This is a genomic window from Paenibacillus sonchi (genome assembly GCF_016772475.1).
Taxonomy (GTDB): domain Bacteria; phylum Bacillota; class Bacilli; order Paenibacillales; family Paenibacillaceae; genus Paenibacillus_AQ; species Paenibacillus_AQ sonchi.
In genome coordinates, this window is the sequence record NZ_CP068595.1 from 6,307,141 (window position 1) to 6,320,386 (window position 13,246).

At 50.7% G+C, this 13,246-nt stretch carries 15 protein-coding genes and 1 pseudogene; 5 read left to right on the forward strand and 11 right to left on the reverse strand.

The window, feature by feature from the left end; genetic code table 11:
* Positions 1–39: 39 nt before the first annotated feature.
* The 8 genes from trmD to JI735_RS28330 all read right to left on the reverse strand — a co-directional run bounded on the left by trmD (position 40) and on the right by JI735_RS28330 (position 6,915).
* Positions 40–897: a tRNA (guanosine(37)-N1)-methyltransferase TrmD gene (gene trmD / locus JI735_RS28295; RefSeq protein ID WP_039837542.1), complete on the reverse strand. Its 858-nt coding sequence runs from the start codon at positions 895–897 to the stop codon at positions 40–42.
* Positions 897–1,421, reverse strand: coding sequence for a ribosome maturation factor RimM (gene rimM, locus JI735_RS28300; protein WP_039837540.1), 525 nt, complete (start codon positions 1,419–1,421; stop codon positions 897–899). The genes trmD and rimM overlap by 1 nt, the downstream gene beginning before the upstream one ends.
* Positions 1,422–1,533: 112 nt before the next feature.
* Positions 1,534–1,764 (reverse strand): KH domain-containing protein, encoded by a 231-nt coding sequence (locus JI735_RS28305; RefSeq protein ID WP_020432321.1) that lies wholly within the window; start codon positions 1,762–1,764, stop codon positions 1,534–1,536.
* A gap of 22 nt (positions 1,765–1,786) precedes the next feature.
* On the reverse strand, positions 1,787–2,059 hold the full coding sequence (rpsP, locus tag JI735_RS28310) for a 30S ribosomal protein S16 (protein ID WP_019910363.1): 273 nt from the start codon (positions 2,057–2,059) through the stop codon (positions 1,787–1,789).
* 462 nt (positions 2,060–2,521) lie between these two features.
* Positions 2,522–3,907, reverse strand: a complete 1,386-nt coding sequence (gene ffh / locus JI735_RS28315) for a signal recognition particle protein (protein WP_039837546.1) — start codon at positions 3,905–3,907, stop codon at positions 2,522–2,524.
* 21 nt (positions 3,908–3,928) lie between these two features.
* The gene (locus tag JI735_RS28320) at positions 3,929–4,285 is read right to left on the reverse strand and encodes a putative DNA-binding protein (protein ID WP_039837547.1); all 357 of its coding nucleotides are present in this window, start codon (positions 4,283–4,285) and stop codon (positions 3,929–3,931) included.
* A 372-nt stretch (positions 4,286–4,657) separates the two neighbouring features.
* Entirely contained in the window at positions 4,658–5,305 is a 648-nt protein-coding gene (trhA, locus tag JI735_RS28325) for a PAQR family membrane homeostasis protein TrhA (RefSeq protein WP_039837548.1), read from the reverse strand.
* 92 nt (positions 5,306–5,397) lie between these two features.
* The gene (locus JI735_RS28330) at positions 5,398–6,915 is read right to left on the reverse strand and encodes a carboxypeptidase M32 (protein WP_039837549.1); all 1,518 of its coding nucleotides are present in this window, start codon (positions 6,913–6,915) and stop codon (positions 5,398–5,400) included.
* Between the two features lie 503 nt (positions 6,916–7,418).
* On the opposite strand from JI735_RS28330, the pseudogene JI735_RS28335 reads away from it, so the two are divergent.
* The 5 genes and pseudogenes from JI735_RS28335 (at position 7,419) to JI735_RS28355 (ending at position 11,151) form a co-directional block, all read left to right on the forward strand.
* Positions 7,419–7,996, forward strand: a pseudogene (locus tag JI735_RS28335) (beta-class carbonic anhydrase).
* Between the two features lie 225 nt (positions 7,997–8,221).
* Positions 8,222–8,659, forward strand: a complete 438-nt coding sequence (locus JI735_RS28340; protein ID WP_085979304.1) for a hypothetical protein — start codon at positions 8,222–8,224, stop codon at positions 8,657–8,659.
* Positions 8,646–8,948 carry a YxcD family protein gene (locus JI735_RS28345; RefSeq protein ID WP_081487167.1) on the forward strand — a complete coding sequence of 101 codons (303 nt, stop codon included), beginning with the start codon at positions 8,646–8,648 and terminating at the stop codon, positions 8,946–8,948. Before JI735_RS28340 ends, JI735_RS28345 begins: the two co-directional genes overlap by 14 nt.
* Positions 8,949–9,190: 242 nt before the next feature.
* Positions 9,191–9,724, forward strand: a complete 534-nt coding sequence (locus tag JI735_RS28350) for a histidine phosphatase family protein (RefSeq protein ID WP_039837553.1) — start codon at positions 9,191–9,193, stop codon at positions 9,722–9,724.
* 14 nt (positions 9,725–9,738) lie between these two features.
* Positions 9,739–11,151, forward strand: coding sequence for a DEAD/DEAH box helicase family protein (locus tag JI735_RS28355; RefSeq protein ID WP_039837554.1), 1,413 nt, complete (start codon positions 9,739–9,741; stop codon positions 11,149–11,151).
* 201 nt (positions 11,152–11,352) lie between these two features.
* Here the strand turns inward: JI735_RS28355 and JI735_RS28360 are convergent, their stop codons facing one another.
* The 3 genes from JI735_RS28360 to JI735_RS28370 all read right to left on the reverse strand — a co-directional run bounded on the left by JI735_RS28360 (position 11,353) and on the right by JI735_RS28370 (position 13,237).
* Positions 11,353–12,306 (reverse strand): S66 family peptidase, encoded by a 954-nt coding sequence (locus tag JI735_RS28360; protein ID WP_039837555.1) that lies wholly within the window; start codon positions 12,304–12,306, stop codon positions 11,353–11,355.
* Between the two features lie 152 nt (positions 12,307–12,458).
* Positions 12,459–12,809, reverse strand: a complete 351-nt coding sequence (locus JI735_RS28365) for a hypothetical protein (RefSeq protein ID WP_039837556.1) — start codon at positions 12,807–12,809, stop codon at positions 12,459–12,461.
* Between the two features lie 80 nt (positions 12,810–12,889).
* Positions 12,890–13,237: an Asp23/Gls24 family envelope stress response protein gene (locus tag JI735_RS28370; RefSeq protein ID WP_020432165.1), complete on the reverse strand. Its 348-nt coding sequence runs from the start codon at positions 13,235–13,237 to the stop codon at positions 12,890–12,892.
* Positions 13,238–13,246 lie beyond the last annotated feature (9 nt).

The following is a 13,246-nucleotide window of genomic DNA, read 5'->3' on the forward strand; positions in this document are numbered from 1 at the left end:
AACAGGACGCTAAATATTCCATTTTATAGTAAATTTCCACTACATTCTATTGCTGCCTTGTTCTTTCAGGCGTTTGAGGGCCGCTTTATCCTTTGCCGTTAGTTCAACTGTCTCCAGCAGATCCGGCCGGCGTTCCAGCGTCCGCTGCAGGGCCTGCTCCCGCCGCCACACCTCGATGTTGGCGTGATGTCCGCTGAGCAGTATATCCGGCACCTTCCAGCCGCGGAATTCCGCCGGACGGGTATAATGCGGATACTCCAGCAGACCTGTGCTGAATGAATCCGTCACCGCAGAGGTCTCATTCCCCAGTGCCCCAGCCTGCAGCCGCACAATCGAGTCAATGACCGTCAGCGCAGGCAGCTCGCCCCCCGTCAGAACGTAATCCCCAATAGACAGCTCATCGGTCACCAAATGCTCCCGGATCCGCTCATCATAACCTTCATAATGGCCGCAGATAAAGATCAGATGCTCTTCCTGTGCCAATTCCTCGGCAATCTGCTGATTATAGGTCCGGCCTTGAGGGCACATCAGAATGATGCGCGGCTTTCCCTGGGCGGTACTTTCCCGGTTATACTCAGCAGCTTCTCCATCATCGTGTATGATTTGCACATTATCCGCTTCACCGACCTGTTCTCCTTCCGATCTAGGCAGCTCCAGATTTCCGGAAGCGGTGAGCACATGCTCCACTGCGGCAAAGATAGGGTCAGGCTTCAGCACCATTCCCCCGCCGCCGCCATAAGGCGTATCATCCACACTATTGTGCTTATTCCCTGAGAAGTCGCGGAAATTGACCGTGTTCAGCGAGACAATGCCTTTTTCACGGGCCTTGCCAAGTATACTTGTGCTGAATACGCCCTCACACATCTCCGGAAAAAGCGTCAGCACATCAATCCGCATCATGGCAGCAGCCCTTCCATCAGATGCACCGTGATTTTTTTGGCCTGAATATCTACGTCGAGAACCACGTCGTCAATGACCGGAATCAGAATATCCTGGCCTTTAACCGGCTTTACCACCCATACATCATTGGCCCCGGGCTGTAAAATTTCTTTTATGGTGCCCAGCGGCCGGCTGTCATCCTCATCGGTATACACCTCGCAGCCAACGATCTGGTGGAAATAATATTCATTTTCCGGCAGCTCCACCAAGTCGTCACTGGGGACCTTCAGGAGGCTTCCTTTATATTTCTCAATCTGATTGATGTTGGTGTATCCCTTTAATCTGACAATATACATCCCTTTATGCTCGCGGGAGGATTCTACCGTCACCTCGAATTTCTGGCTTCCATCGGCGGGAACCACGAGCAGCTTTTTGCCCGGTGCAAAACGGACCTCCGGAAAATCGGTAGAGGACAATATTTTGATCTCCCCGCGGATTCCATGTGTATTGACCAGCCTGCCTACATTCAGCTCTTCCGTCATCTGATCCTCTCCTTCGTCTGTTCCTGTACAGCGTAAACTTAGTTCCTTCCTATATATTTCAACAAAAAGGAGCCGGGATATACTATCCCTAGCCCCTCTTTGAACGCATTCTTTAAGATAAGATATCCACGGTAACGCGTTTATCGCTCTTGACTGCTGCAGATGTGACCACAGTACGAAGCGCTTTGGCGATTCTGCCCTGTTTGCCTATGACCTTGCCGACATCATCTGGATGTACCGACAGCTCATATACAATCAGGTGATCCTTCTCCACGGTCCGTACAGCCACATCCTCTGGATGATCCACTAAAGCCTTAGCAATAACTCCAACTAATTCTTCCATAGAGGACCCTCGCAATCAGTCATTATTTCTGTTGCTTCAGCTCATGGAACTTCTTCATCACGCCTGCTTTGGAAAGCAGATTGCGGACGGTGTCAGATGCCTGCGCACCTGTTTGAAGCCATTTAAGCGCTTTTTCCTCATCGATCTTAACTACTGCCGGTACTTCAATCGGATTATAATAACCGATTTCCTCGATAAAACGGCCGTCACGAGGGGACCGGGAATCGGAAACCACTACACGATAGAAAGGCGCTTTATGTGCACCCATTCTTTTCAGACGAATACGTACTGCCACGAAATTCACCTCCTTAAAATAGTTTCGATCCCTCCCAAACCCTCCCTTAGCCAAGGGAGGGCCCCAAGGGCTCCGCCCTCTGGACACCCGGTGAAGTGCAAGTTGCGTGGGCGTTCAGGCTGGTTGGATCTGGGTAGGTTGGGAGTAGGAACGCTTGCCGCCCCTTCGGGACACGCTTAACTGCGGCGGTACCTGGAAACGGGGGAAAGATTTAAAGACTAAGAGCAAAAGATTAAAGATCAAAAGATTTAAGATCAAAAACGTCCTGATCCTCTGATGTTGTACTATGTCTGATCTTTGAAAAGACTAAGATCAAAAGATTTAAGATCAAAAACGTCTTGATCCTCTGATGTTGTACTATATCTGATCTTTGAAAAGACTAAGAGCAAAAGATTAAAGATCAAAAACGTCTTGATCATCTGATGTTGTACTATGTCTGATCTATGGAAAACCTTATTATGATCAGCGGAAAGGGAACTTCATGCCTTTGCCGCCAAGGCTCTTGAGCTGCTTCATGGCGTTTTTCTTACCGCCCTTGCCTCCGCCGCCCATCATGCCGGAGAACTGCTTCATCATCTTGCGCATTTCATCGAACTGTTTGATGAGGCGGTTGACCTCCGCCACGTTGGTACCGCTGCCGGCGGCGATGCGCTTACGGCGGTTGTGGTTGATGATCTCGGGCTGGGCTTTCTCGGCCTTGGTCATAGAATGAACAATGGCTTCGACGCGGCCCATTTGTTTATCATCGACTTTGAGATCCTTCATGCCTTTGGATTTGTTCATGCCCGGCAGCATGTCGAGGATCTGGTCGATCGGGCCAAGCTTCTTGACCTGATCCATCTGCTCCAGGAAATCATCGAACGTAAATTCCGCATTGCGCATCTTACGTTCCATTTCCTTCGCTTTTTCGGTATCGATATTGGCCTGGGCCTTCTCGATCAGCGACAGCATATCGCCCATTCCGAGAATCCGCGATGCCATACGCTCCGGATGGAACGGCTCCAGCGCATCAATCTTCTCGCCCAGTGCAGCGAATTTGATCGGGCAGCCGGTGACGGCTTTGACAGACAACGCAGCACCGCCGCGGGTGTCACCATCAAGCTTCGTCAGCACTACGCCCGTAAGCTCCAGCTGTTTGTTGAAGCTGTCCGCAACGTTGACGGCATCCTGACCGGTCATGGCATCAACGACCAGCAGCACTTCATCAGGATTAGTAACGGTGTGAATCTGCTTCAGCTCTTCCATCAGCTCTTCATCAATATGCAGGCGGCCTGCGGTATCGATAATTACATAGTCCAGGTTGTTGTCCTTGGCATGCTGAACAGCCTGTCTGGCGATTTCCACCGGACTGGTCTGATCACCCAGCGTAAATACAGGAACCTTGATTTGTTCTCCCAGTATCTGCAGCTGCTTAATCGCAGCCGGGCGGTAAATATCCCCCGCTACGAGCAGCGGGCGGTGGTTGCCCTTCTGCAGCAGCTTAGCCAGCTTGCCTGAAGTGGTGGTCTTCCCTGCCCCTTGCAGACCAGCCATCATAATTACAGTTGGCGGCTTGTTTGACTTGGCCAGCTTCGCCTGGCTTCCGCCCATCAGCTCGGTCAGTTCCTTGTTAACGATATCAATGATCACCATGCCGGGTGTAAAGCTGTCCATTACTTCCTTGCCAATGGACTTCTCCTTCACCTTGGACACGAATTCCTTGACTACCTTGAAGTTAACATCGGCTTCCAGAAGCGCCAGCCGCACTTCACGCATGGCTTCGTTCACGTCATCTTCGGATACTTTACCTTTGCCGCGCAGCTTGCTGAACACATTCTGCAATCTTCCGGTTAAACCTTCAAACGCCATATGCAGCTTCCTCCCTTCATGCTACTCTAACCTCTGCAAACGATCCACGAGCTCCGTGAACCGCAGTCTATATTGCTCAGGCAGCATCCCATTCTCCGGCAGTCTGCGCAGTTCTTCTAAGTATTTGCTGCGGCTCTCATGCTTCTTGAGCAAGCCCAGCTTCTCTTCGTAATTCTCCAGCACCTGCTCGGCACGCTTGATGTGCTCATACACGGCCTGGCGGCTGATCTCAAATTCAGCGGCGATTTCTCCCAGGGAGAAGTCATCGTGAAAATAATATTTAAGAAACGTTTGCTGCTTATCCGTAAGCAGCCGTTCATAAAAAGCAAATAACAAGTTGATCCGGTTGGTCTTCTCGAGCCTATTCTCCTGACTCATCAAGGGCACTCCCTTCGTCAAGGAAAAACACTTTACAGCTTCACAACGTCCCTTATGATACCTAAAACAAAGAAAGATGTCAAGCCTTTTTGCTTGTCATCTTTTTCTTTGTCAAACAGCAGCAGTTTTATCGTTCAATTTGAGACTATATAGAATGAACTTGTGATTTTTCTACTTCGGGATTGGTCGTGACTACAGAGAATGTTTGGACTTCCGGCCGCTGTTGTCTGCAGATTTCTTGATTGTTACCGCTGTTCGCGGTGGAAATCCGCAGACAAAGGCGGACGCATTCGCTCCTACAGTTCCAAACTTCTCTTCCGCCACCTTTTCCCTGTTTGTATATTTTCAAGTTCAATCTATATAGGCGCTATTTCAGTGAATAGGCAGCACGTATAGGAGGACTACAAAAAAGTGAGCGACCGTCCCTCCGAGCACAAACAGATGCCAGATCGCATGATGATACGGAAATCCCCGCCACACATAAAAAACCGTTCCCAGTGTATACAGCAGACCGCCAGCCAGCAGCAGCGTCATGCCTCCATCCGCCAGCACCGCTGACAGCGGGTTCCAGGCAATCACAATCATCCAGCCCATAGCGATGTAGAAAATGGTGGACATAAACAGGAATTTCTTGACGAAAAAGGCTTTGAAGAACACCCCGAACACCGCGACGCCCCAGGCAATGCCGAACAGGGTCCAGCCGAGTGTCCCCCGGATGGCGACCAGCATAAAGGGTGTGTAAGTACCGGCTATGAACAAGTAGATGGAGGAATGGTCCAGGAATTCAAAAAAGTCCTTTGCTTTTCCTTCCTTAAGACTATGCACCATCGTTGAATTAATATACAGCAGCAGCATCGTGGCACCGTAAATGGAGAAGCTGACTACATGCCAGGCTGTACCGTTCTGTGCAGCGAAGACGACCAGCAGCACCAGCGCAGCTATGCTTAAGAGAACTCCAATCCCATGTGTTACTGCATTTGCAACCTCTTCCTTGCGGCTGTATGTGTGTGTATTAGCCATCCCACTAATCCTTCCATTGTACACTTTCCTTCTATTATATTCCCTTTGGCGGATACCTTCCACCTTGCTGCGGATAGTGTATCCTTAACCGGCTACAGTTGATAAAGCTCTGTATATTTGGCTTCCAGGTAATCGGCCAGATAATCGGGATTCAGCGGCTCCCCGGTCACCTGCTCAATAATTTGCGACGGGGTCAGGCTTTGGCCATAACGGTAGATTTTCTCCGTGAGCCAGTCCTTGATCGGCAGCAGATTCCCGGCGGCAATCAGATCCTCGAATTCCGGCAGCTCTTGGCGCAGCGTATTCAAAATTTGTGCGGCATACATATTCCCCAGCGAATAAGAGGCAAAATAACCGAAATCCCCGCCTGACCAGTGAACATCCTGCAGCACGCCCAGCGCATTGCTTGGAGGTGTAATCCCAAGATACTCCTGATACTTCGCATTCCATACGCCCGGCAGATCGTTAACCTCCAGCCCTTCATTAAAAATCAGCTTCTCAATCTCATAACGGATAATGATATGCAGATTATAGGTCAGCTCGTCGGCTTCAATGCGGATGAAGGAATTTGCCACACTGTTGATCGCACGGTAGAAGTCCTCCACCTCCACACCGGCAAGCTGCTCGGGAAAATGCTGCTGCAGATCGCCATAGTAGCGGTGCCAGAAGGCGCGGCTGCGGCCGATCATATTTTCCCATAGTCTGGACTGGGATTCATGGATGCCCATAGAAGCGCCCTGAGCCAGCGGTGTGCCGACAAGCTCCTTGCTGATGTTCTGTTCATAAAGTGCATGCCCGCCTTCGTGCAGCGAGCTGAATACAGCGCTTGTGACATTGTCCGGCAAGTAGTTCGTCGTGATGCGGACATCCCCCGGATTGAGTCCGGTAGCGAACGGATGGACACTCTCGTCCAGGCGTCCGGCTTCAAAATCAAAACCCATCTGCCCAAGAATGAACAAACCGAACTTCTCCTGCTGCTCCTTTGGAAAGACCTGGGCAAGAAACTCCTTATCGGGCTTGTTCGGCGAAGCCGAAATAGCCTCCACAAGCGGAACGAGGCGGCTGCGCAAACGGCCGAAGATGTCGTCCAGCTTTTCTACCGTCAGATCAGGCTCGTACATATCAAGCAAGGTGTCATAACGGGAGTCTTTTACCCCCCAATGATCGATGAACTCCTGTGTAAAGGCTACGATTTTGCTCAAATAAGGCGCAAAGGAATTAAAATCACCGCTTTCCTTGGCTTCCTCCCAAATGGTCTGCGCATGGGCGGTGAGTACGGAATACTCCTCGTAGCTTTTGGCAGGAATGCTCTGGCTGCGCTCATACTCCTTGCGGCAATCCTTGACGATTTTATTCTGGACGTCGCTTAACTGATTCATGACCTCAGGGCGGCTGAAAAATTGTGTGAACTCGCCCATTTCAGTTGAAGTCTGCAGCCTGAAGATTTCCCCGCTGATGAGCCCGATAGTATTGGAACGGGTCTCTACACCTTTGCGCGGCGCACCTGTCCGCAAATCCCAATGCAGCAGGCCAATTGCCTCTGTGTATCCGCTTAGTTTGGATAATAGCCCGCTGAATTTCTCCCACTCTTCCTTGACCAGTTGTTCCATGGCCCAACACCCGCTTTCTCTATTTTTACCAGCTCCTCTTGATGATACTTTTTTAAATCCGCATAATCAACATCGCCTATAGAAAATAGCTCCCAACTTTCTCAGAGCCGCAGGCTGCTGGTAAAGTGTGGCAGCTTTCGCATCAAGGTGAGCAAGGAACCTTTGTGATTTTTCCACAAGCAGATCCGTTGGAAATCGCAGGTTATTGACTCCTGTTAATTATAATCCTTATAATCAACTACAGAAGAATATATCTTCAATTTGAAATACTGGGGCGCCAATGTGTCCCGGCAGGCTGCCGGAACGCTGTGCAGTGTGTCCACCGGCAACACGCAAACCTCTTTTTTCGTGACTGGATGTGCGAAAGGAATCTTAAGGGAGTATATTAAGAATTAGCAATTATGGGGCAGGATGCTCACAAAACTAAGCGTATGCTATTAGGCGGGTTTCGCGAAGTGAGTCTGGGAATCTATGCTATCAAAACTTTTAGGAGGCAGCAGGTCATGAGTCAAATCACAGATATTTTGGAGTTTAACAAGAAATTCGTCGAACAAAAAGAATACGAAGCTTATTTGACCAGCCGCTTTCCCGACAAAAAGATGCTGATCATTACTTGCATGGACACACGGCTCGTGGAGCTTTTGCCCAAAGCTATGAATTTCAAGAACGGAGACGTCAAAATCATTAAAAATGCCGGTGCGGTCATTTCTCAGCCCTTCGGGAGCGTTATGCGCAGCGTGATGGTTGCCTTGTACGAGCTGGATGCGGATGAGGTCATTGTTGTCGGCCACTATGAATGCGGGATGGCTTCGCTGAACGCTGACAAAATGATCAACTCGATTAAAGAACGCGGGGTTTCCGATGAGGTTCTCTCCACTCTGGAGAATTCGGGCATTAAGCTTACCAAATGGCTGCGCGGGTTTGATAATGTGGAAGAAGGGGTAATTCAGACTGTGGAGCTGATTAAGCGCCATCCTTTACTCCCCCAAACGTACCTGTTCACGGCATGATCATCGATCCGGCCACCGGAGCGCTTGAGCTGGTGTCTGACGGGTATGCGGAGAACAAGGCAACTCTCTGAAACACTGCTGTGGCGCGGATCTCGAATCCGCGCATTTTTTTGGGTTCAGTACCTTCCAATTTCTGCAAATCAGCAATTGTGATATTTAAAATTGAAACCTTCTCTCATGCGCTGCGTATTACCGGGCAGATACACCAAACCAAGCGCATGCTTCCGAAGCAAGCTTATACGTGCTGATTCAGGAAGCAGATGCTAACAAAACTTATGGGAGGGTACTTGTACTCAATGAAACCAATGAAACGTGTAATGATGATTCTCATGGCCTTTACCCTGTTCTTTGCTGTCACCGCTCCTGACTTTGCGGATGCGAGACGCGGAGGGGGCGGCTTCAAATCCGGAACCCGTGGATACACCACTACGCCGAAAAAATCTACTACAAATAACGTGAAACAAAGCGATAGCAGTACAGGAACAAAAGCCGGCACAGCCGCCAAAGCAAACCGTGGATTTTTCAGCGGCGGCAGCTTAATGAAAGGCCTGATGATCGGCGGGATTGCCGGCTTTCTCTTCGGCGGCTTGTTCGCCGGAATGGGCGCCTTTGGGAACCTGCTCGGCTTCGCCGTTAACATGCTGGCCGTCTACCTTGTTGTAATGCTGATTATGACCTTCTTCCGCCGCAGAAAGGAACGGCGCAGACTTCAGGAACGGGATGGCCGATACTAATATGGCATTGACTGTTCTAAGCATGGACGAGATCATTAACGCTATCTGCCTGCATATGGCTGAACGCAAGGGTGTCCGGGTGCAGGAGGTCCAGGTGGAGCTTAGCTGGGAGGAAGACACCGGCTATACCGCAGAGGTGTGGGTCCAAGGCCGGAGCCAGTATCTGGTCGAGTCAAACATGATCGAGGCGATCCTCCGCTATTTGGACGGAGAGTACGGCATCCGCGCCTACCGTGAGGATGTGCGGCTGGAATTGGATGAAGAGATTACGGCGGTTGTGAATACGTAAATATTTCTGCACAAGAAACTGTCCGGCTATCGCAGCGGACAGTTTTTTTGTATTGTCTGTTCTCTTATATGAAACACGATAGATTCCACAAAATTCATACTAGTTCGAGCATACCGCCTTTCTCCAGTTCATCCAATCAGACCAAATTTAGGATCGGATACACGGGCGAAATTAAGCACATTCTACACTAGGTTATCCAAACCGTTACCATGAGCAGTAACTTCCTGAAAGGTGTGTAGCCAATGAGCCGCAGCATGACATTTCTGATCGCCCGCCACGGACTGGCCACAGGCAATCAAATGGATGCACCCTTAAGTCCGGTTGGACTAGGTCAAGCCGAACAATTGGCCGGCTTGTTAGCCGGGATGGAGAATGTCCACATTGACAAGTTCCTGTCCAGTCCTTATAGGAGAGCCTGGCAAACAGCCGAGATCATTGAGAAAAGGCTGTCTATTAAGCTTGAACAGGCAGACCGCCGGCTGAAGGAGAAGGGAGTCCAAGGCTTTGACGAAGATGAGACTGACGAAGAAGTGCTTAGCCGTGTGACAGGGCTGGCGGAGGAATTGCTTGAAGGCGATTCTCAGACCGTGCTGCTTGTCACGCACCGGTTGACAATGACACTTCTTATGAACCGGTATGATCCAAGTTTTACACTGGAACAGGGACGCCACATCACCAACCCTGATCTGTATGAACTGAAGTTTACTCATGGCAATGGACATGTGAAGCGGTTATTGAACGCTGTACAGCACCAAACCGAACCAGCCCAAATTTAAGGAGGAGATTGTCCATGCAAGGATTACTCGAAAGAAACCGGATTACAACGCTTATGAACCCCGATATCTCGAATATGACAGCCTGCATCGAAAATGTAAAAAGAGCAGTGCTTCTAAATCTTCAAGGGCCACTGGACCCTACGGACTACAATCAATTAAGAGGCCGGCTATACGCGGCCAAGGACAAGCTTCCGAAACTGTATCAGCAAACCGTAGCCATTCCCTTTATTCTGGCGCTTGACGAGTTGGGGCAGCAAGGATTCTCCGATCTGCTCGCCCGGGACCCGCAAAGAAACGGCATTGCCCGGCTTATGCTGGATATTGCCCACTGCATTTTACAGAATGGCGAAGGCTACAATGCGCTGGCAACCGATGCTTTCCAGGAAATTGTCAGTGACCTTTATGACGGCTTTCTCAGCGCCGAGGATCGTGTCGGCATTAAGCTGCCAGATCTCAGCGTAATTCCCGCCCTTGTAAAGTGGGGAGAGCCGGACAGCGGCCCTTATACCTGGCCTTCGGATGCCACAGTTGCTTTCAATGTCGGTGCAGCACTCGTAAACCTCCCTCCCGCCAATGCGTTCAGCGGATTATTGGCCTGGTCAAGCATTCCGCATGAAGTATGCGGCCATGATATCCTTCATGCCGATCTCGGCCTGATGGAGGAGTTATCCAGGCTGGTCCATATCCGGCTGACGGAAGCTAACATTGGCAGCGGTCTGCCGGAGTATTGGGCCTCACGCATTGATGAGACTGCCGCCGATGTGCTCGGTGTACTGAATCTTGGACCAGCCGCAGCCATTGGCCTTGTCGGTTACTTCCGCGGCATGAACGCCGCCTTCTCCGGTCAGGCAAAGCTGCGCAATGCTGGACCGTCCCGTGATCCGCATGCGGCGGATATTCTGCGCGGGTACCTGGGAGCCTATGCCACCGCACTGCTGAAGTTTGATCAGGCAGAAGCCTGGAGCAAAGTGATCGAGGCAGAAACCGACAAAGATTTGACCGGTATTGAAATTGACGACACCGCTGTGGACGCCGCAGCCGCGAAGCGTTCTGCGCAAATTGTCGCCACAACCATCATGACCGAAAAGCTGCACAGTCTGGAGAATCACAGCCTGAATGAAATCCAGAACTGGAGCAACAAGGATGAGAATATCGCCGCCTCCCTGCGTATTCTGCTGCAGACTACAGGCTCGCTCAAAGAGGAATACCGGTCGGGATACTATGCAGCACATGTAGTGGCAGCAGCGGTGACAGCCGGGCTGTCCGCCCATAGCGATCTGGACATCATTTTCAACCGGATGCAATCTTTGCTCAAAATCATGCACGATACGAACCCTGCCTGGGGACCGCTCTTCGTGCAGCATCCTGGCGATATCACACGCCACCTGCTTTATTATCCAGCCGCACCGGAAGAATTGTTCCTCTAAAATAGAACTGCGCTTATCCGTGCAAGTAGAAACGGCTACGCCGTCCTTATTAGGAGCCTATGCTTCCGAAGCAGCGATACAGAGTATCGCTTTCAGGTACTCGTTTCAGCGAGAAATAGAAGGATAATTTATAGCGTGAAGCATAGAAATTCTTATATTTCAAAAAAGGACAGCCCCGGCTGTCCTTTTTGTTGATGTCTGCTATTCATTAAAATACTGTGTTATTGTTCCTGCGCCTCCGGCAACCTTCACTTCGGCATAGGCTCCATTGATCAGCGTCATTTGCGGGGGAACATGGCCATAATCCAAATCGTAAACAACCGGAACCTGCAATTCTCCGGACAGCTCCCTGTATACATCCTCCGCCGTATAATTTTCCATCGGTGTATTGGAGCCGCTTTTGCCGAACATAACCCCGGAGCAGTTATCGAACCAGCCCGCCAGCTTCATCTGCACCAGCGACCGCCGCAGATCTGCTGTGTTCAGTTCGCAATTCTCCAAATACCACAGGATGGGTTCCTGATGAATGAAGTTTTCTTGAAAACGCCGCACATCGCCGTAGGGTGTACCGATAATATGCCGGATGACATCGATGCAGCCGCCGAGCAGCCGGCCTTGGAGAGTGACCGCTTCGCCGGATACCGTCTTCCAGTCTGTTGGAGAGGAGCGCTGGATGACGGATTCTCCGCTTGCTGTGGACAACACGGTCTCCCACATCGCAGTAGTCTTATCTATAACCTCCCCGCGCAAATCCCCCAAACTGGGCCCATGCGCTGTTGCAATGCCCGTCCGGAGGGTGATCACCAGCAGCAGCAGGCTGATATCGGAAAAGCCCATGATCCACTTGTTCTTCACCTGGCTGAAATCGATATGCTCCAGCATCTCGATCAGCAGCTCTCCGCCCCATGGCGGAAGGATCAGATCCACCTCATCGCTAGTCATCATCTGATTAAATTCCTTGCCGCGCACGAGGCCGGAGGCTGATTTCGCCTTTTCATGCCGGAAGACGGTATCTCCGCAAAGGACATGATAACCTTTTTCCTCCATGCGGGTGATGGCTTGTCCGAACAGCTCCACAGATTGGGGGCCAACCCCCGCGGAGGCGGCGGTCACGCCTATGGCCGCCCCTTTTTTAATAACCGGGTATGTAATCATCTTAAGCCTCCTGTAACTTACGGGTCTTTCTTCATAGTCTATCATTCTTCCCCTTGCCCGGGAAAAGAAAAAACCGTTTCCACCAAGCGGTCAGCCTGAATGGAGACGGTCTATCGCGGTCACAGCACCGGGCCACTATTATAATCACATGATCAGATCAGGGAAATGGCCAGCAGCTCGAATAATACCAGTGGCAGGATCGCATTGCCCGGGTAGGGATAAGGATACGGATACGGATAAGGATATGGGTTATAATAGGGATTGTAGTAACCCCGCCCCATATCTGTGGGACAATCAACCATAAGATACATATGCTTGTTGTCCATTCCCGCAATGGTTCCTTCATGCACCTGACCGTCAATCGTCTGTACGCTGACTTTGTGGTTTAAATATGGCCTGCAGGAGTGATGAAGCGACTCGCGGACTCCGTGCAGGTGCTGGACAACGGCGGGATCGGCCTGGTAGATTACCGACGCAGGCTGGCCTGACTGATAGAATGACATCGCTGGATGACCTCCGTAATTGGTTTTGCTCCATTCTATGCGGATGCCCAGGGCACGGTGCCTAATCCGGGGAAGCAGATCTACGGAAGAGCCAGCTTCTCAACCCGGATGTTCACTACGCCAAGCGTCAGGCCGAGCATATTTTCCACTGCACTGCGGACGTTCTGCTGCACGCTTTTGCATACCTCTTGAATCGCGTATCCATAGTTAATAATGACTTGCAGATGAATGGCTACATCCTCTTCTGTAACTTCCACAGACAATCCCTTCTTGCTGATTTTTCCGCCCAGGCGTTTGGCCAGATTTCCGGTAACCGTGCTGCCGGACATTCCTGCGATTCCCGGAGTATCCATCACCGCATAGCCGATAATCGCCGATATTACCCGGTCGGAAATATTCACCAGACCTTTGTGAGAATCCTGTTCCATTCCTATTCC